Source organism: Mesorhizobium sp. WSM4808 (assembly GCF_055811675.1).
The window spans coordinates 100,236-125,626 of sequence record NZ_JBVVQX010000007.1 but is presented as its reverse complement, the minus strand read 5'-3'; the positions used below and the strand labels follow the sequence as shown (position 1 = coordinate 125,626).

The following is a 25,391-nucleotide window of genomic DNA, read 5'->3' as shown; positions in this document are numbered from 1 at the left end:
CGCATCCACGGTAGCGGCATCGGCGCTGGCGCTGATGCTCGGCATGACAAGTGTTCGCGCCGAGGACACCGTCGATCCGAACGCCAAACAGGGCGGCGCCATCACCATCACCTACAAGGACGATGTCGCCACGCTCGATCCGGCGATCGGGTATGACTGGCAGAACTGGTCGATGATCAAGAGCCTGTTCGACGGGCTGATGGATTACGAACCTGGCACCACCAATTTGAAGCCCGACCTTGCCGAGAGCTACGAGATAGCGCCCGACGGGAAGACCTTCACCTTCAAGCTGCGCCATGGCGTGAAATTCCACAATGGCCGCGAGATGACCGCCGACGACGTGAAATATTCGCTCGACCGCGTCACCAATCCCAAGACCCAGAGCCCCGGCGCCGGCTTTTTCGGCTCGATCAAGGGCTATGACGATGTCGCCGCCGGCAAGGCCGAGAGCCTCTCCGGCGTCACCGTCGTCGATCCCTACACGGTCAAGTTCGAGCTGACCCGGCCCGACGCCACTTTCCTGCATGTCATGGCCATCAACTTCTCGCATGTCGTGCCGAAGGAAGAGGTCGAGAAATACGGCGCCGATTTCGGCAAGCATCCGGTCGGCACCGGCGCTTTCAAGCTCGCCGAATGGACACTCGGCCAGCGCATCGTCTTCGAGCGCAATGCGGACTATTGGCACAAGGGCCTGCCGCATCTGGACAAGATCACCTTCGAGATCGGCCAGGAGCCGATCGTTGCGCTGCTGCGCCTGCAGAAGGGCGAGATCGACGTGCCCGGCGACGGCATTCCGCCGGCAAAATTCCAGGAGGTGATGGCCGATCCGGAGCAGAAGGCACGCGTCGTCGAAGGCGGCCAGCTGCACACCGGCTATGTCACCATGAACACCACCATGGCCCCGTTCGACAATGTGAAGGTGCGCCAGGCGGTCAACATGGCGATCAACAAGGCACGCATCATCCAGATCATCAACGGCCGCGCTGTGCCGGCCAACCAGCCGCTGCCGCCGTCGATGCCCGGCTACGACAAGGAGTACAAGGGCTATCCCTATGACGTCGCCAAGGCCAAGGCGCTGCTTGCCGAGGCCGGTCATCCCGATGGTTTCGACACGCAATTGTTCGCCATGAACACCGATCCCAACCCGCGCATCGCTCAGGCGATCCAGCAGGATCTGGCGGCGATCGGCATCAAGGCCAGCATCCAGTCGCTAGCTCAGGCAAACGTCATTGCCGCCGGCGGCGACAAGGCCGGCGCACCGATGATCTGGTCCGGCGGCATGGCCTGGATCGCCGACTTCCCGGATCCGTCGAACTTCTACGGCCCGATCCTCGGCTGCGCCGGCGCGGTGCCGGGCGGCTGGAACTGGTCGTGGTACTGCAACAAGGATCTCGACGCCAAGGCGGCCGAGGCCGACTCGGTGGTCGACCCGGCCAAGGCCGGCGAGCGCGACAAGATGTGGAGCGCCATCTACGACAAGGTGATGGAAGACGCGCCCTGGGCGCCGGTCTTCAACGAGCAGCGCTTCACCATGAAATCGGCGCGCATGGGCGGCGCCGACAACCTCTATGTCGACCCGGTCCATATCCCGATCAACTACGACAATGTGTACGTAAAAGATGTGCAATAACTGCGACTACACCATCCACGGGCGCCAACATCATTTCGGCTGGGACAATTCGTTTGTCCCGGCCGAGCGGGTGGCGCCCGGCTCGACCATCGAGTTCCAGTGCCTCGATTCCTCCGGCGGCCAGTTGCAGGCCGACAGCACGGTCGCCGACGTCGCCAGGCTCGACTTCGCCACCGTCAATCCGGTGACTGGGCCGATCTTCGTCGAGGGCGCCGAGCCGGGCGATGCACTGAAGGTGACGATCGAGATGTTCAAACCATCCGGCTTCGGCTGGACGGCCAACATTCCCGGTTTCGGGCTGCTCGCCGACGACTTCAAGGAGCCGGCGCTGAACATCTGGAAATACGACGCTGTCTCGCTCGAGCCGGCGCTGTTCGGCAAAAATGCGCGTGTGCCGTTGAAACCCTTCGCCGGCACCATCGGCAACGCGCTGGCGGAAAAGGGCCACCATTCGGTGGTGCCGCCAAGGCGCGTCGGCGGCAATCTCGACATCCGCGATCTCGCCGCCGGCACCACGCTGTACCTGCCGGTGGAAGTGGCGGGCGCGCTGTTTTCGGTCGGCGATACCCATGCCGCGCAAGGCGACGGCGAGGTCTGCGGCACGGCGATCGAAAGCCCGATGGACGTCGTGCTCAAGCTCGATCTGGTCAAGGACGCCAGGCTGAAGACGCCGCGCTTCACCACGCCAGGCCCGGTGACGCGCCATCTCGACGCCAAGGGTTATGAGGTGACGACGGGCATCGGCCCGGACCTGATGGCGGGCGCCAGGGAAGCGGTCGCGCAGATGGTCGACCTGCTCGCCGGGAGGTACAAGATCGACCCGGTCGAAGCCTATATGCTGGCCTCTGTGTGCGGCGATCTCAGGATCAGCGAGATCGTCGACATGCCGAACTGGGTGGTGTCGTTCTATTTTCCGCGCTGCGTGTTTGAATGACTGGAGGTCGGCGCCGTGGGGAGGTCGGACCGAAGGTCCGGGTGGGGGTTGCGCCTGCAATGATCAGCGAAACCAAATCCATCCTCGACATCGCCAACCTCTGCGTCAGCGTGCGCGGCGAGGATGGCGAGCGCGAGGTCGTCTCCGACCTATCGCTCACGCTGAGCCGCGGCGAGACGCTCTGCATTGCCGGTGAATCCGGCTCCGGCAAATCGATGACCGCACTGGCCATCATGCAATTGCTGCCGCAGCCCGCAGCCCGCATATCGTCTGGGAAAATCCATTTGGGCGATACAGATCTGACGACTCTCGACGAGCGCCGGATGCGGCGCATTCGCGGCGACCGTATCGCCATGATCTTCCAGGAGCCGATGACCTCGCTCAACCCGGTGCTGTCGATCGGCCGGCAGCTCACCGAATCCATCGAGGCACACACCAGCCTGTCGCAGGGCGAAGCTCGTCAGCGCGCCATCGAGGCGTTGAAGGCGGTGCGCATTTCGGAAGCCGAAAGCCGGCTAAAGCAGTTTCCGCACGAGCTCTCCGGCGGCATGCGCCAGAGGGTGATGATCGCCATGGCGCTGGCGCTCGAGCCGGACGTGCTGATCGCCGACGAGCCGACGACGGCCCTCGACGTCACCGTGCAGGGCGAGGTGCTGGAGCTGCTGCGCGACCTGCAGCGCCAGCACGGCACCAGTGTCATCCTGATCACCCACGATATGGGCGTCGTCGCCGAAATGGCCGACCGCGTCATCATCATGCGGCATGGCCGCATGGTCGAAGAGGGAAAAACCGCTGACATTTTTGCCAGGCCGCAAGCCGACTACACGCGCGAGCTGCTGGCCGCCGTGCCGCGCATCGGCAGCGGTATCGGCCGCCAGAAATCCAGGGATGCCGAGACGGCGATGCCGGCCAATGTCGCCGAAGTCAACGATCTGCATGTCCGCTTCGACTTGCATGGCGGCTTCTTCGGCCGGGTCACCCGCCGCGTCCACGCGGTGGAAGGCGTGACCTTCTCGATCGCGCCCAACGAGACGCTGGCGCTGGTCGGCGAATCCGGCTGTGGCAAGTCGACCACCGCCAAGGCGCTGGCCGGACTGGTGCCCTACAGCGGCGATATCGCGGTTGGCGGGCGCAATCTGTCCGGCCTTGGTCGCGACGAGCGTAAGGCGGTGCGCCGCGACGTGCAGATGATTTTTCAGGATCCCTACGCCTCGCTCGACCCGCGCATGCGCGTCGGCGAACTCGTCGCCGAGCCGCTGCTGATCCATGGCATCGCCTCGAAGCAAGAGCGCAGTGACCGTGTCGCGGCGCTGTTCGAGCGCGTCGGCCTGTCGGCCGATCAGATGGAGCTCTATCCGCATGAATTCTCCGGCGGCCAGCGCCAGCGTGTCTGTATTGCACGCGCTCTTGCGCTGCGGCCGAAGCTGATCATCGCCGACGAAAGCGTCTCGGCGCTCGACGTTTCGGTGCAGGCGCGCGTGCTCGATCTGTTGAAGGAATTACAGCGCGAATTCGGCGTCGCCTATCTCTTCATCTCGCACGACATGGCTGTGGTCGAGAACATCTCCGACCGCGTCGCCGTCATGTATCTCGGCCAGATCGTCGAGATGGGCACGCGCGACCAGGTCTTTTCCAACCCGCGCCACCCCTACACCAGACGCCTCATCGAAGCCGTGCCGGTGCCCGATCCAGCCAAGCGAAGAAGCCGCTTCGCCCGCCTCGACCAGGAGATCCCGAGCGCCACCCGCAGGATCGGCGAGGCGCCGTTGAAACTGGCGCTGAGGGATGTCGGCAACGGCCACCTCGTCGCCGCCGAGGGCTGAGCCGGCACTGCCGCCGGCGGTTCACGTGTTTGTGTCTCTATCTCGCGCTCAAGGCTCGCGTTCCGCCGCCAAACCGTATCGCTTCGAGCACGAAATCCCTAACGGCCTCTTGCCCTCTGTCCCTATCTTCCTCATGTTCAATACCATTGCGATGATCGATCGTAGGAGGGTCGGTCGGATTCATCGCTATGGGAGGAAGTCAACCATGAAGGTAAGCCTTTTCGTTTCCGCGGCACTTCTCGCCGCATCCGCGATCCCTGCCTCGGCCGCTGAAATTTCCGACGGCAAGGTCAAAATCGGCATTCTCAACGACCAATCGGGCGTCTACGCCGATTTCGGCGGCAAGTGGTCGGTCGAGGCGGCCAAGATGGCGGTCGAGGATTTCGGCGGCAAGGTGCAGGGAGCGCCGATAGAAATCATCAGCGCCGATCACCAGAATAAGCCCGATATCGCCTCCAACATCGCGCGGCAGTGGTACGACACCGAACAGGTCGATGCCATCATGGAACTGACCACCTCTTCGGTGGCGCTCGCCGTCCAGGGGATCTCCAAGGAAAAGAAGAAGATCGACATCGTCACCGGCGCGGCAACCACGGAGCTGACCGGCAAACAATGCTCGCCCTATGGCTTCCACTGGGCCTATGACACACATTCGCAAGCGGTGGGAACCGGCGGCTCTCTTGTGCAGCAGGGCGGCGACAGCTGGTTCTTCGTCACCGTCGACTATGCATTCGGCTATTCGCTGAAGGATCAGACCACCAAGTTCGTCGAGAGCCATGGCGGCAAGGTGCTGGGCGAGGTGCGTTATCCCCTGGGATCGACCGATTATTCGTCCTTCCTGCTGCAGGCGCAATCGTCGGGTGCCAAGGTCATCGGCCTGGCCAATGCCGGCCTCGATACCTCCAACTCCATCAAGCAGGCGGCCGAATTCGGCATCGTGCAGGGCGGTCAGCGTCTTGCCGCACTCCTTTTCACGCTGGCCGAGGTGCATGGGCTTGGCCTTCAAGCGGCGCAGGGCGTTGTGCTGACCGAAGGCTATTATTGGGATCGCGACGACAAGAGCCGCGAATTCGGGCAGCGCTTTTTCAAGCGCACCAACCGCATGCCGAACATGATCCAGGCCTCGACCTATTCGGCGGTGACGCAGTACCTGAAAGCGATCGACAAGGCCGGCACGGACGAGACCGAAGCCGTCGCCAAGCAACTGCATTCGATGCCTGTGGACGACGCCGCGATAACCAACGGCCAAGTGCAGGCGGACGGCAACATGGTCCACGACATGTACCTCTATCAGGTCAAGTCGCCAGCCGAGAGCACCAAGGAGTGGGACTACTACAAATATCTCGCCACCATTCCTGGCAACGAGGCCTTCCTGAGCGAAAAGGAAAGCGGCTGTCCGACGGCCGGCCAGTGATCGGCGCGGCCGATGGCGCCGACTGACCTGAGCGCGAACGAGCCGCCTGTGGTGCTTTCCGCCCGCGGGTTGCGGCGTGACTTTGCCGGCTTCATCGCCGTGAAAAACGTCGATCTGGATGTTCGCCATGGCAACATCCATGCCCTGATCGGACCCAACGGCGCCGGCAAGACGACTGTCTTCAACCTGCTCACCAAGTTCCTGGCGCCGACCAGCGGCAGGATCGAGCTGCTTGGCCATGACATCACCCGCACGTCGCCGGCCAGGGTCGCGCGGATGGGCCTGGTGCGCTCGTTCCAGATATCGGCGATTTTTCCGCATCTCAGCGTGCTCGACAATGTGCGCGTTGCCCTGCAGCGGCCGGGCGGGCTCAGCGTTCAGTTCTGGCGCTCGCTGGCGGCGCTCGACCGGCTGACGCCGCGCGCCGAGGAATTGCTGCGCTCGGTCGGTCTCGACGACGCCAGGAACAGGCTCGCCGGCGACCTTTCCTATGGCAGGAAACGCGTGCTCGAGATCGCCACGACCTTGGCGCTCGATCCGAAAGTGCTGCTGCTGGACGAGCCGATGGCCGGCATGGGGCACGAGGACGTGGCCACGGTTTCCGACCTTATCCGTTCGGTGGCCAAGGATCGCGCCGTGCTGATGGTCGAGCACAATCTGACTGTGGTGGCCGACCTTTGCGACTGGATAACGGTCATGCAGCGCGGCGAGGTGCTGGCCGCCGGCGACTACGCCACGGTCAGCCGCGACGAGCGCGTCAAGATCGCCTATATGGGCACCGCCGATGACTAGTACCGCACCTCTGCTTGCCGTCAGCGGCCTCAACGCCTGGTATGGCGAGGGCCATGCGCTGCACGGCGTCGATCTGGAAGTGTATTCCGGCGAGACGGTCACACTGCTCGGCCGCAATGGCGTCGGCAAGACGACGACGCTGCGCGCCATCATGGGGCTGATCCGCAAGCGAACCGGCGGGATCGCCTTCGACGGCCAGGATCTGATGCGGCTGCCGCTGCACCGCACCGCGCATCAGGGCATCGGCTTCGTGCCGGAGGAGCGCGGTATTTTCGCCACGCTGACCGTCGACGAGAACCTGGTTCTGCCGCCGGTCGTGGCCGAGGGCGGCATGAGCGTCGAGGAGATATTCGATCTGTTCCCCAATCTGAAGGAGCGGCGCAACAGTCCCGGCACCAGGCTGTCGGGCGGCGAACAGCAGATGCTGGCGATCGCGCGCATGTTGAGAACGGGTGTGAAAATGCTGCTTCTCGACGAGCCGACGGAGGGGCTCGCTCCCGTCATCGTGCAGCGCATCGGCGCGTTGCTGGCGACGTTGAAAAAGCGCGGCATGACGATCCTGTTGGTCGAGCAGAACTTCCGCTTCGCCAGCCGTGTCGCCGATCGTTTCTATCTGATGGAGCACGGCAAGGTGGTGGCAGGGTTCCCGGTCGGCGAGCTGCCGGACCGCATGACGCAGCTCCACGAAGTCCTGGGTGTATGATGGCGCCATGACGATGATCTTCGGAATCCCGGTTCAGGCTTTCCTCGGCCAGTTGCTGGTCGGCCTGATCAACGGCTCGTTCTACGCCATGCTGAGCCTGGGCCTGGCCGTCATATTCGGCCTGCTGCGGGTCATCAATTTCGCCCATGGCGCCCAATATATGCTCGGCGCCTTCGTCGGCTATCTGCTGCTCACCTATCTCGGCATCGGCTACTGGCCGGCGCTGATCCTTGCGCCGCTGATCGTCGGTGTCTTCGGCATCGTGGTCGAGCGCCTGGCGCTGTCGCGGCTGTACGATCTCGACCCGCTCTACGGGCTGCTCTTCACCTTCGGCCTCGCGCTCGTGCTCGAAGGCATCTTCCGCTACTATTACGGCGTCTCGGGAAACCCCTACGCCGTCCCGCCGCTGCTTTCGGGAGGCACCAATCTCGGCTTCATGTTCCTGCCCAATTATCGCGGCTGGGTCGTCGTTGCCTCGCTGATCGTCTGCTTCGGAACCTGGGTGCTGATCGAGAAGACCAGGCTCGGTTCCTACCTGCGCGCCGCGACGGAGAATCCCCGCCTCGTCCAGGCTTTCGGCGTCAACGTGCCGTTGCTGCTGACCCTGACCTACGGCCTCGGCTCCGCGCTGGCTGGGCTTGCCGGAATTCTGGCAGCGCCGATCTATCAGGTGAGCCCGCTTATGGGGTCGGATCTCATCATCGTCGTCTTCGCCGTCGTCGTGGTCGGCGGCATGGGATCGATCCTTGGCGCCATCGTCACCGGGTACATGCTCGGCCTTGCCGAAGGCCTGACCAAGGTCTTCTATCCTGAGGCCTCCAACCTCGTGGTCTTCGTCATCATGGCCATCGTGCTTCTGGTCCGGCCGGCCGGCCTGTTCGGAAGGGACGCCTGACATGTCGGAAGAGACATCTGACATGTCGGAACTGACGCTTCGCGAGACATCGGCCAAAACCTCGGCACGGCTTGAATGGACGCTGGTCGGGCTCGGCATCCTGGCGCTGCTGGTGGCGCCTTTCCTGGTCTATCCGATCTTCCTGATGAAGATGCTGTGCTTTGCGCTGTTTGCCTGTGCGTTCAATCTCCTGCTTGGCTACACCGGGCTGCTGTCGTTCGGCCACGCCACCTTTTTCGGCGGCGCCGCCTACTTCACGGCGCATGCCGTCAAGGTCTGGGGCTGGCCGCCGGAAGCCGGCATTCTGCTCGGCATGGCGGGTGCGGCCCTGCTTGGCTTCGTCATGGGCTTCTTCGCCATTCGCCGGCAAGGCATCTATTTCGCCATGATCACGCTGGCGCTGTCGCAGATGTTCTTCTTCTTCTGCGTGCAGGCGCCGTTCACGCAAGGCGAGGATGGCATCCAAGGTGTGCCGCGCGGCATGCTGCTAGGCGTCCTCGACCTGAACGTCTCGCTGAACATGTATTATTTCGTGCTGGCGGTGTTCCTCGTCGGCGTCTTCGCCATGTGGCGCATCGTCAATTCGCCGTTCGGCATGATCCTGCGCTCGATCCGCGAGAACGAGAACCGCGCCATTTCGCTGGGCTATTCCGTCGCCAACTACAAGCTCGGCGCCTTCGTCATGTCGGCGGCGCTGGCCGGGCTGGCCGGATCGCTCAAGGCGATCGTTTTCCAGTTCGCCACGCTCACCGACGTCACCTGGCAGATGTCGGGCGAGGTGATCCTGATGACGCTTCTGGGCGGCATCGGCACCATGGTCGGGCCGATCATCGGCGCCAGCCTTGTCATAGGCCTGGAAAACACGCTTGCCACTTCCGGCTTTCCGGTGACCATCGCCACTGGCCTGATCTTCATGGTGTGCGTGCTCGTCTTCCGGCGCGGCATCGTCGGCGAATTTTACGCGCGGATTTTCAAGCGGGCGGGAAAGGACTGATCAGCTGCAGGTTGATGGGACGCGGCTTGCGCGTGATGACGCATGCGTCTCCCCAATGAGCACCTGTCCGGACACTTCAGAAAGCTATAGACCTCGATCAAATCGATGCGACTGCTTGCGACCTGGGGCAATTGCGACTCCATCGGAACGGGTGAGCACTGCTTTGGGCAAATCGTGATGCGCGCATTCTTTCGATTGCTTGTCGTTGTAATCGTGGCGTCCGGCGTGACCGGTTGCACCAGTATTTCCTACTACGCGCAATCCGTGCAGGGCCATCTGCGGATCATGACGGCGCGCCAGGATGTCGGAAAACTGATCGAGGATCCGTCGACGCCGAAGGCATTGCGCGCGCGAATGGCATCGGCGAGCGCTATACGACAGTTCGCAACGGATGAACTGGCGCTGCCCGACAACAACAGCTACCGCAGCTATGTCGACATTGGTCGGGATTCGGTGACATGGGCTGTCTTCGCCGCGCCGGCATTTTCGCTGACGCCGCGAACATGGTGTTTTCCTGTTTTCGGCTGTGTTCCCTACCGGGGGTATTTCTCCAGGAAGTCCGCGACTGAAACCGCTGTCGAACTTCAAGGACAGGGCATGGACGTCTATGTGACGGGCATCACGGCATATTCCACGCTTGGCTGGTCGAGCGACCCGCTGCTCAGCACGATGTTCGGCCAGGATGAAACCAATCTCGCAGCGCTGGTGTTCCATGAACTGGCCCACCAGCGCGTCTACGTGCACGACGATTCCGCATTCAACGAGGCGTTCGCTGTCGCCGTTGAAACGACCGGCGTGAAAAAGTGGCTGCGCGCGACTGGCGACACCGCCGCATTGCGCCGTTACGAAGCTGCCCGGAGGCGCAAGGCTGAATTTCTTGCGCTGGTGTCGCGGACCCGCGACGAGCTGACGCAAGTCTATTCCAACTCCGGCACCTCGGAGCAAAAACTGGCCGCGAAGACGGCCGCGATTGAACGGCTGCGGATGCGCTACCGACACATGCGCGACAGGCGCTGGGGCCGATACCGGGGATACGATGCCTGGTTCGCTTCCCCGATCAACAATGCAAAGCTCGCCGCGACGTCCGTCTATAGCGATCGGGTGACCGCGTTTCTGCGCCTGTTCGACTTGTGTTCGGGCGACTATGTCAGGTTCTATGCGTCAGTCCGACGGATTGGCGCACTGGACCAAGCTCACCGCGTCGATGCACTTGCGGCGGCAGATCGCTGTTATTGAGCCGGTCAAAAGGGATGGCCCGAAGCGTCGGGGAACTTGCGTCCGAAACCAACCAAATCGCGCGATTGAGATCGCCCGCGCGGTTCTACTGGTCCGAGAACTTCACGCTCACGCCGCGCTGCCGAAAATAAGCCTGCATCAACTTGCGGCCCGAGCGGTTGTTCTGCGCCAGCTTGGCCGGATCGAACACCGCCTGTTTGATCCCTTCTCGCGTCAGCGCCGCCTTAAGCGCCGCGATATGTGTGTCGATGTCGGCATTGTCCGCCCGGAGCGAGGCATAGATGCTCTCGGTCGCCTCGGCCACGGTCAGTTCGCTCATTGGTGTCGTCCTTTGGTTGGTTGGGCGGCGCTTAGCACAGATTCGCGGTCCGCCGATACCGAGACCGTCAGTACACAGCGCCCGTCGCGAAAGCGAACCGTTCCTTATGGGGCTTCGTAGAGTTCCAGCGGCAATCCATCCGGGTCCCTGAAAAAGGTAAACCGTTGGTCCGTATATGGGTCGATCCGGATAGGCTCGACGGCAACGCCTGCGGCTTCCAGGCGGATAATTACGGGCTCAAGATTAGCCACAGCGAATGCCAGATGTCTCAGGCCTGTAGCCTCTGGGTGGGATGGCCGCATCGCTGGTGCAGGGAAGGAGAACAATTCCAGTTGGGCCGACCCGATCCGCAGATCCGCCTTCCATGATTGCCGCTCCTCCCGATAAACCTCCCGGATCAGATCGAGGCCGAGGAGTTCGACGTAGAACCGTCGCGACTGGTCGTAGTCGGTGCAGATGAGCGCGACGTGGTGAATGGCGTTCAGCATGCTGCTAACCTTGGTCAAGCCGGGATATGAGGCCAAGACGCTTCAAGGCCTGGATCGTCGCGCGCCACGGCTCTGATTTGCCCTGTCCTTCCATCTCACCCATAACACCCGCGTTCCACCGCCAGCCGCCGCACCAGCGCCAGCACGGCATCGATGGTCTGGGTCGGCTTGTCCGTTAGCCGGCCAAGTTCCTGCACCGCGCTCACCAGCGCGTCGATCTCCATCGGTCTGCCGCGCTCCAGGTCCTGCAGCATGGAGGTCTTGTGCTCGCCGACATCGCCGGCGCCCTTGATGCGCCGGTCGACCGATATGGGAAAACGCACGCCGAGGCTTTCGCCGATCGCCTGCGCCTCCAGCATCATGGTGCGGGCGAGCGCGCGGGTGCCATCGTCGGCAACGATCGCGGCCAGCGTGCTGCCGGTCAGCGCCGAGATCGGGTTGAAGGAGAGGTTGCCCCACAGTTTTACCCAGATTTCGCTACGGATGTCCTCGCGCACTGGCGCTTGCAAGCCGGCCTTGACCATCTCCTCGGCCAGAAGCGTCACCCGTTCGCTGCGCTCGCCGGAGGGTTCGCCGAGCGAGAAACGTTTGCCCTCGACATGGCGGATGAGACCCGGCGCATCGACCTCGACGGCGGGATAGACGACCGAGCCGATAACGCGGTCCGGTCCGATCCGCTGCCAGATCGCGCCGCCGGGGTCGACCGCGTTCAGCCTGGTGCCTTCGAGCGGCCCGTCGACGCCGTGGAAATACCACCAGGGCACGCCGTTCTGCATGGTGACGACTGATGTGTGGTCCCCAAGCAGCGGCGCGATCTGGTCAAGGGCTGGGGAGAGAGAATGGGCCTTCAGCGCCAGCACGACGTAATCCTGGGCGCCAAGCTCGTCGGCTTTGGCGGCGGCCCGGACGGGGACCGAAATCTCCTGGCCATCCTCGATCAGGCGCAGGCCGTCCGCCTTGATGGCTTCCAGATGGGCGCCGCGCGCGACGATCGAAAGATCGGTCCGCCCAGTGATGGCGAGCTTGGCCGCGAGATAGCCGCCAATCGCACCGGCGCCGAAGATGGTGATCTTCATCGTCAAAGCCCGAGTTTGGCAGCAAGGCCGATGCGCTGCAATTTGCCGGTCGCACCCTTGGGGATCTCGTCCAGGATCAGGATCTTGCGCGGCACCTTGAAATCGGCAAGCCGTGTCGCGGCATAGGCGCGAATGTCGCCCTCGGTGGCACTGATGCCTTCGCGCAGCACAACCGCCGCGGCCACCTCCTCGCCAAGCTTGTCATGCGGCATGGCGAAGGTGACGACCTGCGCCACCGCCGGATGGTCCATCAGCACGTCGTCGACCTCGAGCGGCGAGATCTTTTCGCCACCGCGGTTGATGATCTCCTTGAGCCGACCGGTGACCCTGAGATAGCCGTCCTCGTCGAGCACGCCCTGGTCGCCAGTGTGGAACCAGCCATGCGCGAAAGCCGTGGCATTGGCATCCGGGTTCTTCTCGTAACCCGTCGTGACATTGGGTCCGCGAATGACGATCTCGCCTGTCTCGCCGGCTGCGAGCAGCCGCCCGTCAGGCGCCATGACAGCCACGGCCGGACCGGCGGAGGCACCGACGCTGCCCGGCTTGCGCTGGCCCGGCGGCAGCCGGTTCGAGGCCATCTGGTGCGCGGCCTCGGTCATCCCGTAGGATTCGATAACCGGGCAGCCGAAGGTCGCCTCCAGCTCAGTCATCACCTGTGCCGGCAGCGACGCCGAGGACGAGCGGATGAAGCGCAGACGCGCCGCCGCCAGCGCCTCGGTGTTGCGTGCTGCCCTGGGCAGGATCGCCTGATGCATGGTCGGCACCGCCGTGTACCAGCTTGGCTGAGCCTCGCTCAGCCACTGGAAGAAGCGCAGCGCGTTGAAGCCGGGCGTGCAGTAGATGCTGCCACCGGCAGCCAGCGACGACAGCACGGCCGCGATCAGGCCGTGAATGTGGAACAGCGGCATGATGTTGAGGCAGCGGTCATCTGGCGTCAGGCCAAGTGTGCCGCCGATATGGGCAGCCGAGGCCGCGATGTTGGCATGGCTGAGCGGCACCAGTTTTGGACGCGATGTCGTTCCGGAGGTATGCAGCAGCAGCGCAATGTCGCTGTCTTGCGCCATGTCGGGCGCGGCCTGCGGTCCGATCGCTGCGCCCTCGATCATGAAGCTGCCGGCGGGTGTGCCGGGCTGCACGATAAGCCGCAGCACGCCGATGCCGAGGCGTTCGGCCACCGTCACAGCCGGTCCGGTCTCGCCCTCCCCGACAAGGATCGCCTTGGCGCCGATGTCGGTCAGGTAGAAATCCAGCTCGTCGGCCCGGTAGGCGGGGTTGAGCGGTGCCGTCGAGGCGGCGGCCGCGACGGCGACGAAGGCGGTGGCCATCTCAGGCCCGTTCGGCAGCACGATCGCCACCCTGTCGCCCCGGCCGATGCCGCGCGCATGCAGCTGTTTTGCAGTATCGGCGATCAGGCTGCGCAATCCGCCATGGCTGAGCGTCGCCCTGTCGGGTGCCAGGATGGCGGGCGCATCGTCGGCGCCGGCGGCGAGACGGCGGGAGAGATCTGCGTGGGTTTCAGTTTGGGTCATGATCACCGGCTGGATTTCGAACGACTACTGGCGGGAGCCCTTCTGACGGGCTTGCCTCGATACGGATACGCCATTGGACAACGGATCGCCTCAGTAGCCAAGCGCCAAACCATCCTTGCGCGAATCGGAAGCGCCGGTCAGCGTCCCCTTCTCCCAGTCGATCAGCACCACCTGCCCGCCGCCCAGCGGGTGATGCGGTTCGGCGATGCGGTGGCCGCGCCGGCGCAGGCCCTCGATCGCCTCGGTGGGAACGCCACGCTCGGCCTCCACGGTGTCATCATTGTAAAACACCCTCGGCGCATCCAGCGCCTGCTGCGGGTCCATGCCGAAGTCGATCATGTTGGTCAGCAGATGGACATGGCCGAACGGCTGATAGCCGCCGCCCATGACCCCGAACGGCATCACCACGCGGCCGTTCTTCGTCGCCATGCCCGGCATGATCGTGTGCATCGGCCGCTTGCCCGGTGCGATCGCGTTCGGATGCGCCGGGTCGAGGCGGAAGCTGGAACCACGGTTCTGCAGCACGACACCGGTCTTCGGGCCGACGACGCCGCTGCCGAACGAATAATAGGTCGAGTTGATGAAGGAGACCGCGTTGCGGTCGCGGTCGACGATGGAGATGTAGACCGTGTCACTGCCGGGCAGCTCCACGCGCGGCAGATGCGTCATGGCGCGGTCGCGGTCGATCTCGGCGCGCAGCCGGTCGGCATAGGCGCCGGACAGGAGCTGCTTCACGGGCACTGGGACATGGTCCTGGTCGCCGACATAGCGGTCGCGGTCGCGATAGGCCAGGCGCCCGGCCTCGATCTCCAGATGCAGGCGCTCGGCGCCATTGGGGTCGAGCCCGCCGAGCTCGAAGCCCGACAGCAAATTGAGCATCAAAAGCGCCGTCAGCCCCTGATTGTTCGGCGGCATCTGGTGGATGTCATGGCCGCCATAGGAGGTGCTGACCGGCGCCACATAGTCGCCTCTGGTCGCGGCGAAATCCTCGGCCGTATGAAGTCCGCCCAATTCGTTGAGCCGGCTCACCATATCGTCGGCGACCGCGCCCTCGTAGAAACCGGACCGGCCGTGTTTGGCGATGATGCGCAAGGTCTCCGCCAGTTCCGGCTGCCGGTGGACGTCACCCGCCTTCGGCGCCTTGCCGCCGGGCAGGAAGATACGGGCGGCATGCTCGTCGGCCGACAGGTCGGTTTCCGGCTCGGCCCAGTCGAAGGCGACGCGGTCGTGCACGACATAGCCGTTCTCGGCATAGTGGATGGCCGGCGCCAGCGTCTCGGCAAGGCCCTTGCGGCCATGGTCTTCGAGCAGGCGGCTCCAGGCGTCGACGGCACCCGGCACGGTGACCGCATGCGGCCCCTGCAACGGGATGCGGTCGAAGCCTTTCTCGCGGTACCAGTCGACTGTCGCCCTGGCAGGCGCGCGGCCGGACCCATTGAAGGCCAGCACATTGCCTTGTCCCCCGGGAGAATAGAGCACGAAGCAGTCGCCGCCGATGCCTGTCGATTGCGGCTCGACCACGCCCTGCACGGCGGCGGCGCAGACCGCGGCATCCATGGCATTGCCGCCTGAGCGCAGCATGTCGATGGCCGCAAGGGTTGCAAGCGGATGCGAGGTCGCGGCAACCGCCTCGGTGGCACGAACCGGCGAGCGGCCGGGAAACTGGAAATCACGCATTCTGTCTGGATATCCCATGGGTCACTTCTGCGAATTCGTCTGGTGAATCAATGCCGCCGGCCGAAGATCTGCGCAACCGACAACAGCACGACCGAGAGCACGATCAGGCAGGTCGAGATGGCGGCGATCGTCGGGTCGATCTGATCGCGCAGCGCATTGAACATGCGGCGCGTCAATGTCGTGGTCTCGCCGCCCGATATGAACAGCGAAACCACCACTTCGTCAAAGGAGGTGATGAAGGCAAACAGCGCGCCCGAGACGATCGAGAAGCGGATCTGCGGCATCGTCACCTGCCAGAAGGCGGCGACGCGGCCGGCGCCGAGGCTGCGCGCCACCCGCTCCTGGTTCATGTCGTAGGAGCGCAGCCCGGAAAGCACGGTCAGCACCACCAGCGGCAGCGCCTGCACCGTGTGCGCGATGACCAGGCCGGTCAGCGTGTTGTTGAGCCCGATGCGCGCATAGAGGAAGAAGGTGCCGATGCCGATCAGGATCACCGGGACGATCAGCGACGCCGTCAGCAGCGCGTTGATGGTGCCATTGAAGCGCAGCGTGCCCCGGTTGATGGCATAGGCGGCCGCGGTCCCGAGCGGTGTCGCCACCAGCACCGTCATGACAGCCACCTTGACCGAGACGATCGTGGCGTCACGCCATTCCAGCGACCCGAAATAGGTCTGGTACCAGCGCAGCGACCATTGCTGCGGCGGGAATTGCAGCAGCGTCGAGTCCGAAAACGACATGATGACGATGATGATCGACGGCGCGATCAGGAACAGAAGCACGAGGCCGCCGAGGCAATAGAGCCACAGCCGTTGCCGGTGCGAGATAGGCAGGCCAAAATCCTCGCTCATCGCGAACTCCACACACCTGTGGCGCGCGCGCCGAGCAGCCACTGGAACAGGCCGAGAAGCGCCAGCGTGACCACCAGCAGCACCACGCCGAGTGCTGCACCCGCGCCCCAGTTGGAATAGAGGCTGGTGGTCTGTTCCATGCGCATCGCCCACATGATGACCTTGCCGCCGCCCATCAGCGCAGGCGTGACGAAGAAGCCCAGGCACAGCACGAAGACGATGACCACGCCCGAGGCGAGGCCGGGCAGCGACAGCGGAAAGAAGATCTGCCGGAAGGTGGCGGCCGGGCCGGCGCCGAGGTTCATGCCGGCGCGCAGGCAGTCGGTGTCGATTGTCTTCATCGAGGCGTAAAGCGGCAGCACCAGGAACGGCAGCAGGATATGCGTCATGCCGATGACGACGCCCGAAAAATTGTTGGCGAGCGATAGCGGCTGGCTGATCACACCGAGGTCGATCAGCCAGCTGTTGATCAGGCCCTTGCGCTGCAGGATCACCAGCCAGGCATAGGTGCGCACCAGGACCGATGTCCAGAACGGCAGGATGACGAAGATCAGGCAGATCGACGCTGCGCGGCGCGGCAGTTGCGACAGCATGTAGGCCAGGGGATAGCCAAGCAGCACGCAGGCGCCGGTGACGATGAAGGCGACCTTGAAGGTGGTGACAAAGGTCTTGATGTAGGAGGCCTGCTCGAAGAATCGCGCATAATTGGCGGCGCTGAAGCCGCCCGCTTCGTCGAACAGCGACAGCCAGAACAGCCAGCCGATGGGCACGATGATGATGGCGAAGACCAGCAACAGGCTCGGCGACAGCAGCGCCAGCAGCCGCAACGACTCGCGCCGCGCGTCCGTGCGCAGCGCCTGCGTGTTCAAATCCGGGCCCGCGCGGCCGGCATTCTCCTGCATGACGGCGGTCTGCGCGCTCATCAGTCTGCCGCTACCAGGATTGTGTCCTGCGCATCGAGACCGAACGAGACTGGCTGGCCGGGCGCCGGCATTTTCGCCAGCACATCGCTGCGGCAATAGTCGCGCAAAGTCAGCTGCCGGCCGTCGCGCAGCACGGCATAGCAGACGAAGCTGTCGCCCTGATAGATGATGTCACTGAGCGTCGCGTTGAGCACGTTGACGCCGCTTGTCGGTTCGGCGGTTGCCAAGAGCCGCAGCTTTTCCGGCCGCACCACCATCAGGTACTGGCCTGCCGCCGGCGTCGCCGCCGCCGTATGGATTCTTCGGTCCTCGTACCAGACGGAGCCGTTGCGGCACTCGACCGGAATGAAATTCGATTCGCCGATGAAGCCTGCTACAAATTGCGTTTGCGGCCTGGCGTAGAGGCTTTCGGGCTTGTCGAGCTGTTCGATGCGTCCGCCGTTCATGACAGCAATGCGGTCCGACATGGTGATGGCTTCGCGCTGGTCGTGCGTGACATAGACGGTGGTCATGCCGAGCCGCCGATGCAGGGCGCGCAGCTCGATCTGCATGTGCTCGCGCAGGCCCTTGTCGAGCGCCGACAAGGGTTCGTCCATAAGAACGATGCGCGGCTCGAAGACGATGGCGCGCGCCAGCGCCACGCGCTGGCGCTGGCCGCCGGAGAGTTGGTCGACCCGGCGCTCGCCCAGTCCCTGCAATTTCACCAGATCGAGTGCCTTCTCGACACGCTCGGCCGTCTCGGCGGCGGCGACGCCGCGTTGCTTCAGCGGAAAGGCGATGTTGTGAAAGACGTTCATATGCGGAAACAGCGCGTAGTTCTGGAACACCATGCCGATGTTGCGCTTGTGCGGCGGCGTGGTGATGATCTCGTCGCCGCCGACCCTGATCGAGCCGGCATTGGCCCGCACGAAACCGGCCAGGATCATCAGCAGCGTCGTCTTGCCGGAACCGGAAGGCCCCAGCAGCGTCAGGAATTCACCAGCCTCGACATCGAGGTTGAGGTCGCGCAGCACAGGCACGCTGCCAAATCGTTTCTCGATCCCGCGCATGCCGATCGGCAACGCGGATGGCGCAATGGACAAGATTTTTCTCTCCCAGGGGCTGAGGCGGCGAAAGCAGGGCGAGGCGTCGCCCTGCCGTGGTTTGGATTGCGGCCGCAGCCTATTGCTGGATCAGATTGTTGAACTTTTCCGTCGCCTCGACCAGGTTGTCGCGCCAGAATTCTGCATCCTGCAACACCTGCTTCTTGACGTTTTCGGGCGCCGAATTGATGTCCTTGATCCTGTCCTGCGGGATCTTGCCAGTCTCGAAAGCCTTCTCGTTGACCGGGCCATTGTCGACATAGAGCGGCAGATTGGCCTGCAATTGCGGGCTGACGAACATCGCCAGCGCCTTCATGGCCGCTTCCTTGTTCTTGGAGCCCTTGGGGATGACCATGCAGTCGGCGGTCAGCACGCCCTGGTCGAAGGAAAAGCTGATCGGCGCGCCTTCCTTTTTCAAGGTGCCGGCGCGGCCGTTCCAGATGCTCGCCATGTCGACTTCGCCGTCCTTAACCAGCTGCATGGCCTGGGCGCCGGAGGTCCACCAAGCGTCGACATTGCCGCGGATCTTGTCGACGGACTTCAACGCGCCGTCGATATCGACCGGATAGACCTTGTCGATCGGAATGCCCTCGGCCAGTGCGGCAACGCTCAGCGTTTCCGTCGCCTGGCTGCCGCTCAGCGCGCGCCGTCCCGGAAACTTTTCCACGTTCCAGAAATCGGCCCAGGTCTTCGGGCCTTTGTCGCCGAAGACGTCGGTCCGGTAGATCAGCACGACCGAGGTGTAGGAAATGCCGACCCAGTCGTCGTGGACAAGCTTCGGGTTGATGCCGCTCTTGTCGATGATGCCGTAGTCGAGCTTCTCGAACAGCCCTTCCTTCGAGCCGCGCGCACATTCGTCGGCGCCAAGTTCGGTGATGTCCCACTTCACCGCATTGCCGGTCACCTGCAGCCGGACGTCGTCGAGGCCGTTGGTGGTGTCTTCCTTGATGGTGATGCCGAGCGCGTCGGCGGTCGGCTTGAAAAACGCCTTGGTCTGCGCCTCCTGGTAGGTGCCGCCCCATGAGGCGACGGTGATAGTGTCGCCCGCCATGGCGGGGGCTGCGAACGAAGCCATGAGGCCCGCCATCGCAACGATGCTAACGTTTCTGGTTCTGTTCATTTTTCGGCTCTCCAACCGGTGTTCCCATTGTTTTTGATTTGGCATGCTATTTTGTATACAATCTTGAGTGTAGCCTAGCGATCGATGTTGTCAACACCGCCGGCGCGCTCGAAATGTACGCTTCGTGCCGGACCAGGTTGGTGAGGGACGGCTTCGCCGGAGGCGTGGCAAATTGCGCCGACTGCGGCTACAGCTATGCGTGTTCCGGCTGAAAGGCCGGAGAAGTGGGAAGGGAAGCTTGGCCAAGGAAACCAAAAATACGCTGCGCGACTCGGTCTACTCCGCGCTGAAGGCGATGATCGTGACCGGCCAGATCCCGCCGGGCTCCCGCGTCACCGAAAACGACATCGCGGCGAAGCTGACGGTCAGCCGAACCCCGGTGCGCGAGGCTTTCAATCGCCTCGAGCGTGACGGGCTGGTCACCGGCCGGCCGCGCCAGGGCTATGTCGTCACCGAGTTCGACATCAACATGTTCCACGAGGCCTTCGAGATCCGCGAACTGCTCGACGGCCATGCGACGGAACTTGCGGCAACGGCGGCGACGGAACAGGACAAGGCGCGGCTGCGCGCCATGCTGGCCGAATGCGAACGGCTGGCAGCCATTCCGGAACGCACGAACCGGGAAAAATTCCAGGAACTGGAAGTCGGCATCGACCTGCACCGCGTCATCGCCGAAATCAGCGGCAACGTGATGCTGCACAACATGCTGTGCGGCATTCTCGACAAGTGCCAGCACTACGTCTGGACCGAACTGTTGTGGCTGGACGAATGGAAGATCGCCCGCGACGAGCACGCCGAGATCGTCGATGCCATCTGCGCCGGCGACGCCGCCCGAGCCGGCACGCTGGCACGCGCCCATGTGCGCGGCTCGCGAGACAATGTGCTGCGCCTGCTGCAGGCCAAGTCGGATTATCGGAATTTTCTGGCGAAGGCGTCTTGATACAGGTGGCCTTCCTGGCATTCCGCATCGCTGCACAAGAGGGCAACAAATGGCGGTGTGATCGCCGGTTCTCACTTCACCTTTTGCCGAAACTTGGAATGGCAGCTTGAGCAATCCTGGAGGATAAGGTGCAGAAGATGCTCCGCCGGCAATCCGGCCGGATCCGCCTCCGTTGTCTTCAGCCGCTTGCCGAGCAGACTGCCCCCGTCCATTGACGTCATCGCGCCCATGCGCATGTCCGAGGTGATCCGGGCAGGCGCGGTTTCGGCCTTGGCTGCCAATGCATCGGCGAGTTCGCCAATGTGACTGGCGAGCGCCTCGAACTCCGGCCGCGCCTGATCGATTTCCGCTTTGGCGCCCGACGGCGCGCCCAGCGTGCCCGCCGGGAATTCAGCCATCAGGGCGGGTCCGGTACGGGCGCTGAGCGCCTCCGCCGCCGCCTTGAAGCTGGCGGCGTCGTAGGCGCGCTTGCCGCCGAACATCTCGGCGATGGTTTTCGCTGCCGCCGCCATAACCTTCATCGAGGCCTGGCGTGCGGCCACGATCTCATCACTGGAGGCGACCGCCTGCGGCGAGGAGAGGCTCAGCGAACCGGCCAGCGCCAGCACCACCGCTCCGAACGCGATGCCGAACTTCATGCCATGACATCGAGCACGCCCATCATGCCGAGCTGCTCGTGCTCGAGGATGTGGCAGTGATACATGCGCTGCCCCGGCCTATCCTGGCGCAGCAGGAGCCGCACCGTCTCGCCGCGGGCGACGTTCACCGTGTCCTTCCATGCGAGATAGGGCGGCTTGGACACCGCGCCGTCGCGCTCATGTTCGACGACCTGGAATTGAGTACCGTGGACGTGAAAGGGATGGTCCATGTCGGCCTCGTTGACTATCTCCCAGAGCTCGATCTCGCCGGCCCTGGCGACGAAGTCGACGCGTTCCATGTCGAAGGCCTTGCCGTTGATCAGGAAACCCATCTCCATGCCGGTGGGTTTCATCGCCATGGTCTCCGTTAAAACGAGCCGCCGGGTGAGGACAGGGTCAGCGAACGGTGCGATCGACCGCAGCCGCGCCGGCAGCTGCGGCACCGCCTCGGCTTCGCTCTCCGAGACATCGACCGTCAGCAGCGTCAGCCCCGCATCGGCCGGGCGGCCGGGACCCATCCAGCCACGGTCGTAGCCGAGCGTATCGAGGGTGATGGGGCCGGGCCTGTCGAAGGATGCGACCAACTCGAGGCGTTCGCCCGGGCTGAGCAGGATCTCGTCCGCCGCCACCGGCGCCGCGAGCAGCCCGCCATCCGTTCCGATGACTGTTATCGTCGCGCCGTCGAAGGCAAGCTTCAGGAACCGTGCGTTGGTGGCGTTGTAGAGGCGCAGGCGTCGCTTGGCGCCCTTTGCCACCGAGAGCCTGGGATTCTTCTGGCCATTGACCAGCACGTGGTCGCCAATGCGGCCGTTCATCAGATCGCTCATGCTGTTGCTCGGTATCGAGCCATCGGCGGCAAGTCTGAGGTCGGTGAACACCAGCACCGTGTCGCCATATTCGGCCGGGATGGGATCGGCCTTGGCCTTGACGACGAAGGCGCCGGCAAGACCCCGATAGACCTGCTCTGCCGTCTTGCCGTGCGGGTGCGGGTGGTACCAATAGGAGCCTGCGGAGCCTTCCGGCAGCTCGAAGGCATAAACGCGCTCGGTGCCCGCCGCAACCGGATCCATCGGACTGCCGTCCTGGTCGGCGGGCACCGGCATGCCGTGCCAGTGGATGGTGCTCACCTCGTTATCGATGCGGTTGGCAAATGTGATCTCGACGCGGTCGCCTTCGAAGGCCTCGATCAGCGGCCCCGGGCTGATGCCATTATAGGCGAGGATCGGTGTGTCGCGCCCCTCGGCGAACCTCGCAATGGCCGGTTCCGCGGTCAGCCTCGCCCTGAGCAGGCCCGGCCGGTCGGCTTCGTTGGCAAGCACTTGCAGGGCGCGCAACGCCTGGCCTTCGGGCAGGGTGACCGCGTCTTGCACCATCGCGGCCATGTCGTGCCCGGCATGGCCGCCCATGCCGGGCATCGACATATCGTCCATCTTCGTCTGCGCCAGCGCACGCGGGCTCGCCAGAACCGTCGCCAGGCTTGCCGTCAGAAATCCGCGTCGATGCATTTCTCCACTCCTTGCTCTCGATGAAAGGCCCGCCGGAAGACCTCGCGTGACCCTAAGGGTTCCAGCAGCTGGAAGGTCAAGTGAGATCGAGCAGTCGACGGTGACGATAGAAGCTGCCCTGGCGCACGATGTAGTGAGAGCACGGACCCGCTGTCCGATCATGAACACCGGTCGTTCCGGCGAAGTCGCAGAGTTCTCAGCCCTTGCGCTCCTGAAGGCTGTTGCCGCCGTCGACCACCAGCAGCGCGCCATTGACATAGCTGGCGCCTTCCGAGGCCAGGAATACCACCGCGGCGGCCACCTCATCCGGCCGCCCGGCCCGCGCTGGCGGCGTATGTAGGGCGGCTTGCCGCTCCATCTCGCTCGACGAGCCCGTTTCGATCCAGCCGGGAGCCACGGCATTGGCTGTGATGCCGCTTTTGGCCACTTCGAGCGCCAGTGTCCGCGTCAGGCCGACCATGCCGGCCTTGGCGGCGGAATAAGCGGCCGTGCCTTCAAAAGATACCAGCGGGCCGGTGACCGACGCCACATTGACGATGCGCCCGTAGCCCGCTTCGACCATCGCCGGCAGAAAGGCCTTCGTGACGAGGAATGCCGTCTTCAAGCTAACGTCGATCCCCTGATCCCAGTCGGCCTCGGTCATGGCGAGAAACGCCTTGTCGACCGATGGCGATGCCAGCGAGCCCATGCCGGCATTGTTGACCAGGATGTCGACGGCGCCGACTTCAGCCCGCAGCCGCGCGACACCAGCTGCCATGGTGAGATCGGCGACCACGGCCTTGGCATCGATGCCTTCTGCACGGAGCCCAACGGCGCGATCGAGCACACGCGCACTGGCACCGGTGAGAAAAACGGCATGGTCGGCATAGCCGAGCTGCCGGGCAATGGCAAAGCCGATGCCGTCGGCCGCGCCCGCGCCGGTGATAAGTGCGCGTTTGATGCGGGTATGGGGAATGGTCAAATCAGGCTCCGCTGGTTTCCGCCTTGTCGCGGTCTTACCACGCAGATTGGACGACGGCGCTGCGAAGATTTGCTCTGCAGCATTCTGCGCCGCTTTGCCGAGCTTCGTCCTGGTGACCCGCGTAGGCGCCGCCCGAATGCTTAGTCCATTGCGTGGCCGGTGTTGACCAGCCATCCTGCCACCGCCGTGCAGTCGCAGGCCGTCACTCGTTCCCGCCGTTCGGGTTGGAGCCCGCCATGACGCAAGTTGACACGCAACCGGACCCTATGCGCCCAATGTCATCCTCGATAGGTCACTTCCATGGCAGTCCTGCTGCGCTGAGGCGTGACCACAGGTTATTTCTAAACTCCGGACCGCGCGCTTGCTGCAATCGATCGACATACTCGCCGGTCAACCTGGGCGACTCGCGCGAGACGAACGACACGTCCTTCCGCGCAGACTCGAGATCGCCCATCCCCATGTATGATGCAGCCCGCAGGAGCCGTGCCCAGTGGTATTCAGGCAGGACCATCAGAAATCGATCAAACGAGGCAGTCGCGGCGGTATAGTTCCCGCCGGCGTATTCGGCATCGCCCCTGAACAGAAAGATCGGATGATAATTCGGACTGAGAAGGTCGGCCCGCGCGAAAGCTGCCTGTGCACCTTCGAGATCTCCGGCGTAAGTTAGCCCAATTCCCAGCCAGGTACGACACTCTGCATCGTTCGGATTGAGTGCGATGGCCCGCCACAGGCAGCCAAGGCCCGTCTGCAAGTTTCCGAGATAAGTCTCGGCCAATCCGAGAGCACTGTGCAGAGATGCTTCCCGGTCATGGCCACAAAGTCCGGCCCGAGCCTCATCACCAGCCCGGCGAAAGGCCTCGATGGGTTCAATGGACCATCCGTTGAAGCAGGAGTGGAAATCGACCCAGGCAAGAGTCTCCCTTATCAATGCATGCTCTGGCTCGGCGGCGAGGAGCCTTTCACAGAGACGCCGCGCTACGACCATGCCTTTCGCCGTCGGCCGTTCGACGTGGTAAAACGCCTTCAGATAGAGCTTGTGGTGCTGAATTGCTTCCTCGAGGGCGGGCGGGCCTGCCGCGTGCTTCATCAACACCTGGAAGAGATTTCCGCTGATCACGCCTGTCAATTCGTCATGCGATGACGTCTGGGCGAGATCATATCTTGCGCTCCAGACCTCGACTTCCTCCTCGGCGTCCACGAGATGCGCGAAGGCGTGCATGGCTTTGTCTTGGCTATGGACCGCGACCTCCAGGACATAGTTGGCTCCCGTGGTCCTGCCGATTTCCTTGACAGTGAGATGCCGCTTCGCGAGCGCGAACATTGTGGCCGCTGCGACGATTCCGATCTGGGAGAAGCGTCCGAGCTCTGCGGTCAACGCGCGCGTCAATGCATCCGCATCGGTCCTTGTTTTGCCGAACTGACCCTTGACCGGCATCACCGCCAGCCGCGGTTTTTCGCTTTGATGGGGTGACAGCCCGCCTGGCCGGGCGCCGGAAGCGCCGGCAAAGTACGCCGCGAGCCCGATCTTGGTCCGCACCCCAAGTTTTCCGTAGATGGTCGCAAGGTGAGTGCGAACAGTGGCCGGAGCAATGAAAAGCGCCTTGCCGATCTCCCGATAGGTCAGGCCGGCGGCGAATTTTTCCGCGACCTCGCGCTCACGACCCGACAAAGCGACAAGCGTTTGAGCTTTCGAAGCGCCGAGCACCATTGTGGACCCCCGTCCTTGGAAACCCCTCCGTAGCCGAAGAATGCTACAGAAGAATGCTACAAATGCACTAGGCCGAATACCGCATCTGCCCGATTCCGCCGCAGGCTCGCACGGCGCAAGCTTCCCTAACGGCAACAAACAATCGGCTAAGGGGGT

23 protein-coding genes are annotated in these 25,391 nt (G+C 63.7%); 10 read left to right on the top strand and 13 right to left on the bottom strand.

What is annotated here, in order from left to right:
- Positions 1-34: 34 nt before the first annotated feature.
- The 9 genes from AC0L2U_RS14780 to AC0L2U_RS14740 all read left to right on the top strand — a co-directional run bounded on the left by AC0L2U_RS14780 (position 35) and on the right by AC0L2U_RS14740 (position 10,421).
- The gene (locus AC0L2U_RS14780) at positions 35-1,630 is read left to right on the top strand and encodes an ABC transporter substrate-binding protein (protein WP_473602168.1); all 1,596 of its coding nucleotides are present in this window, start codon (positions 35-37) and stop codon (positions 1,628-1,630) included.
- Positions 1,620-2,564 (top strand): acetamidase/formamidase family protein, encoded by a 945-nt coding sequence (locus tag AC0L2U_RS14775; protein WP_128306890.1) that lies wholly within the window; start codon positions 1,620-1,622, stop codon positions 2,562-2,564. Before AC0L2U_RS14780 ends, AC0L2U_RS14775 begins: the two co-directional genes overlap by 11 nt.
- 59 nt (positions 2,565-2,623) lie before the next feature.
- A complete protein-coding gene (locus tag AC0L2U_RS14770) occupies positions 2,624-4,387 on the top strand; it encodes an ABC transporter ATP-binding protein (RefSeq protein WP_127395844.1) in 1,764 nt (587 codons plus the stop codon).
- Between the two features lie 205 nt (positions 4,388-4,592).
- Positions 4,593-5,801 carry an ABC transporter substrate-binding protein gene (locus tag AC0L2U_RS14765; RefSeq protein WP_473602102.1) on the top strand — a complete coding sequence of 403 codons (1,209 nt, stop codon included), beginning with the start codon at positions 4,593-4,595 and terminating at the stop codon, positions 5,799-5,801.
- A 12-nt stretch (positions 5,802-5,813) separates the two neighbouring features.
- Positions 5,814-6,593: an ABC transporter ATP-binding protein gene (locus AC0L2U_RS14760; RefSeq protein WP_127267607.1), complete on the top strand. Its 780-nt coding sequence runs from the start codon at positions 5,814-5,816 to the stop codon at positions 6,591-6,593.
- A complete protein-coding gene (locus tag AC0L2U_RS14755; protein ID WP_127267608.1) occupies positions 6,586-7,296 on the top strand; it encodes an ABC transporter ATP-binding protein in 711 nt (236 codons plus the stop codon). The genes AC0L2U_RS14760 and AC0L2U_RS14755 overlap by 8 nt, the downstream gene beginning before the upstream one ends.
- A 7-nt stretch (positions 7,297-7,303) precedes the next feature.
- On the top strand, positions 7,304-8,191 hold the full coding sequence (locus AC0L2U_RS14750; protein ID WP_127321083.1) for a branched-chain amino acid ABC transporter permease: 888 nt from the start codon (positions 7,304-7,306) through the stop codon (positions 8,189-8,191).
- A gap of 22 nt (positions 8,192-8,213) precedes the next feature.
- Positions 8,214-9,185 carry a branched-chain amino acid ABC transporter permease gene (locus AC0L2U_RS14745; RefSeq protein WP_473602167.1) on the top strand — a complete coding sequence of 324 codons (972 nt, stop codon included), beginning with the start codon at positions 8,214-8,216 and terminating at the stop codon, positions 9,183-9,185.
- 177 nt (positions 9,186-9,362) lie between these two features.
- Positions 9,363-10,421, top strand: coding sequence for an aminopeptidase (locus AC0L2U_RS14740; protein ID WP_292137773.1), 1,059 nt, complete (start codon positions 9,363-9,365; stop codon positions 10,419-10,421).
- A gap of 85 nt (positions 10,422-10,506) precedes the next feature.
- On the opposite strand, the gene AC0L2U_RS14735 is transcribed toward AC0L2U_RS14740, so the two are convergent.
- From AC0L2U_RS14735 to AC0L2U_RS14695, 9 genes are all read right to left on the bottom strand, one after another.
- Positions 10,507-10,740 carry a hypothetical protein gene (locus AC0L2U_RS14735; protein ID WP_127267610.1) on the bottom strand — a complete coding sequence of 78 codons (234 nt, stop codon included), beginning with the start codon at positions 10,738-10,740 and terminating at the stop codon, positions 10,507-10,509.
- Positions 10,741-10,844: 104 nt separating this feature from the next.
- A complete protein-coding gene (gene gloA2 / locus AC0L2U_RS14730) occupies positions 10,845-11,228 on the bottom strand; it encodes an SMU1112c/YaeR family gloxylase I-like metalloprotein (protein WP_127328086.1) in 384 nt (127 codons plus the stop codon).
- Between the two features lie 95 nt (positions 11,229-11,323).
- Positions 11,324-12,304 carry a 2-dehydropantoate 2-reductase gene (locus AC0L2U_RS14725; protein WP_473602101.1) on the bottom strand — a complete coding sequence of 327 codons (981 nt, stop codon included), beginning with the start codon at positions 12,302-12,304 and terminating at the stop codon, positions 11,324-11,326.
- A 2-nt stretch (positions 12,305-12,306) separates the two neighbouring features.
- Positions 12,307-13,833, bottom strand: a complete 1,527-nt coding sequence (locus tag AC0L2U_RS14720) for an acyl--CoA ligase (protein ID WP_473602100.1) — start codon at positions 13,831-13,833, stop codon at positions 12,307-12,309.
- A gap of 90 nt (positions 13,834-13,923) precedes the next feature.
- Entirely contained in the window at positions 13,924-15,510 is a 1,587-nt protein-coding gene (gene ggt / locus AC0L2U_RS14715) for a gamma-glutamyltransferase (protein ID WP_127396946.1), read from the bottom strand.
- Positions 15,511-15,557: 47 nt separating this feature from the next.
- Positions 15,558-16,358, bottom strand: coding sequence for an ABC transporter permease (locus tag AC0L2U_RS14710; RefSeq protein ID WP_127328093.1), 801 nt, complete (start codon positions 16,356-16,358; stop codon positions 15,558-15,560).
- Positions 16,355-17,281 carry an ABC transporter permease gene (locus tag AC0L2U_RS14705; protein WP_127380931.1) on the bottom strand — a complete coding sequence of 309 codons (927 nt, stop codon included), beginning with the start codon at positions 17,279-17,281 and terminating at the stop codon, positions 16,355-16,357. Before AC0L2U_RS14705 ends, AC0L2U_RS14710 begins: the two co-directional genes overlap by 4 nt.
- Complete coding sequence (locus AC0L2U_RS14700; RefSeq protein WP_127398375.1) at positions 17,281-18,363, bottom strand: ABC transporter ATP-binding protein; 1,083 nt, start codon at positions 18,361-18,363, stop codon at positions 17,281-17,283. Before AC0L2U_RS14700 ends, AC0L2U_RS14705 begins: the two co-directional genes overlap by 1 nt.
- Positions 18,364-18,442: 79 nt before the next feature.
- Positions 18,443-19,483: an ABC transporter substrate-binding protein gene (locus AC0L2U_RS14695; RefSeq protein WP_127328099.1), complete on the bottom strand. Its 1,041-nt coding sequence runs from the start codon at positions 19,481-19,483 to the stop codon at positions 18,443-18,445.
- Between the two features lie 238 nt (positions 19,484-19,721).
- On the opposite strand from AC0L2U_RS14695, the gene AC0L2U_RS14690 reads away from it, so the two are divergent.
- On the top strand, positions 19,722-20,423 hold the full coding sequence (locus tag AC0L2U_RS14690) for a GntR family transcriptional regulator (protein ID WP_473602099.1): 702 nt from the start codon (positions 19,722-19,724) through the stop codon (positions 20,421-20,423).
- 71 nt (positions 20,424-20,494) lie between these two features.
- Here the strand turns inward: AC0L2U_RS14690 and AC0L2U_RS14685 are convergent, their stop codons facing one another.
- The 4 genes from AC0L2U_RS14685 to AC0L2U_RS14670 all read right to left on the bottom strand — a co-directional run bounded on the left by AC0L2U_RS14685 (position 20,495) and on the right by AC0L2U_RS14670 (position 25,235).
- Positions 20,495-21,031 carry a cytochrome c gene (locus AC0L2U_RS14685; protein WP_245481819.1) on the bottom strand — a complete coding sequence of 179 codons (537 nt, stop codon included), beginning with the start codon at positions 21,029-21,031 and terminating at the stop codon, positions 20,495-20,497.
- A 26-nt stretch (positions 21,032-21,057) separates the two neighbouring features.
- Entirely contained in the window at positions 21,058-22,566 is a 1,509-nt protein-coding gene (locus tag AC0L2U_RS14680; RefSeq protein ID WP_127396676.1) for a multicopper oxidase family protein, read from the bottom strand.
- Positions 22,567-22,762: 196 nt separating this feature from the next.
- Positions 22,763-23,527 (bottom strand): SDR family NAD(P)-dependent oxidoreductase, encoded by a 765-nt coding sequence (locus tag AC0L2U_RS14675; protein WP_473602098.1) that lies wholly within the window; start codon positions 23,525-23,527, stop codon positions 22,763-22,765.
- 292 nt (positions 23,528-23,819) lie between these two features.
- Entirely contained in the window at positions 23,820-25,235 is a 1,416-nt protein-coding gene (locus AC0L2U_RS14670; RefSeq protein WP_473602097.1) for a LuxR C-terminal-related transcriptional regulator, read from the bottom strand.
- Positions 25,236-25,391: the final 156 nt, after the last annotated feature.

Coding starts and splice junctions, on each gene's coding strand:
- AC0L2U_RS14780 (WP_473602168.1), top strand. CDS start 35: ATGCTCGGCATGACAAGTGTTCGCGCCGAGGACACCGTCGATCCGAAC.
- AC0L2U_RS14775 (WP_128306890.1), top strand. CDS start 1,620: ATGTGCAATAACTGCGACTACACCATCCACGGGCGCCAACATCATTTC.
- AC0L2U_RS14770 (WP_127395844.1), top strand. CDS start 2,624: ATGATCAGCGAAACCAAATCCATCCTCGACATCGCCAACCTCTGCGTC.
- AC0L2U_RS14765 (WP_473602102.1), top strand. CDS start 4,593: ATGAAGGTAAGCCTTTTCGTTTCCGCGGCACTTCTCGCCGCATCCGCG.
- AC0L2U_RS14760 (WP_127267607.1), top strand. CDS start 5,814: ATGGCGCCGACTGACCTGAGCGCGAACGAGCCGCCTGTGGTGCTTTCC.
- AC0L2U_RS14755 (WP_127267608.1), top strand. CDS start 6,586: ATGACTAGTACCGCACCTCTGCTTGCCGTCAGCGGCCTCAACGCCTGG.
- AC0L2U_RS14750 (WP_127321083.1), top strand. CDS start 7,304: ATGACGATGATCTTCGGAATCCCGGTTCAGGCTTTCCTCGGCCAGTTG.
- AC0L2U_RS14745 (WP_473602167.1), top strand. CDS start 8,214: ATGTCGGAACTGACGCTTCGCGAGACATCGGCCAAAACCTCGGCACGG.
- AC0L2U_RS14740 (WP_292137773.1), top strand. CDS start 9,363: ATGCGCGCATTCTTTCGATTGCTTGTCGTTGTAATCGTGGCGTCCGGC.
- AC0L2U_RS14735 (WP_127267610.1), bottom strand. CDS start 10,740: ATGAGCGAACTGACCGTGGCCGAGGCGACCGAGAGCATCTATGCCTCG.
- gloA2 (WP_127328086.1), bottom strand. CDS start 11,228: ATGCTGAACGCCATTCACCACGTCGCGCTCATCTGCACCGACTACGAC.
- AC0L2U_RS14725 (WP_473602101.1), bottom strand. CDS start 12,304: ATGAAGATCACCATCTTCGGCGCCGGTGCGATTGGCGGCTATCTCGCG.
- AC0L2U_RS14720 (WP_473602100.1), bottom strand. CDS start 13,833: ATGACCCAAACTGAAACCCACGCAGATCTCTCCCGCCGTCTCGCCGCC.
- ggt (WP_127396946.1), bottom strand. CDS start 15,510: ATGCGTGATTTCCAGTTTCCCGGCCGCTCGCCGGTTCGTGCCACCGAG.
- AC0L2U_RS14710 (WP_127328093.1), bottom strand. CDS start 16,358: ATGAGCGAGGATTTTGGCCTGCCTATCTCGCACCGGCAACGGCTGTGG.
- AC0L2U_RS14705 (WP_127380931.1), bottom strand. CDS start 17,281: ATGAGCGCGCAGACCGCCGTCATGCAGGAGAATGCCGGCCGCGCGGGC.
- AC0L2U_RS14695 (WP_127328099.1), bottom strand. CDS start 19,483: ATGAACAGAACCAGAAACGTTAGCATCGTTGCGATGGCGGGCCTCATG.
- AC0L2U_RS14680 (WP_127396676.1), bottom strand. CDS start 22,566: ATGCATCGACGCGGATTTCTGACGGCAAGCCTGGCGACGGTTCTGGCG.
- AC0L2U_RS14670 (WP_473602097.1), bottom strand. CDS start 25,235: ATGGTGCTCGGCGCTTCGAAAGCTCAAACGCTTGTCGCTTTGTCGGGT.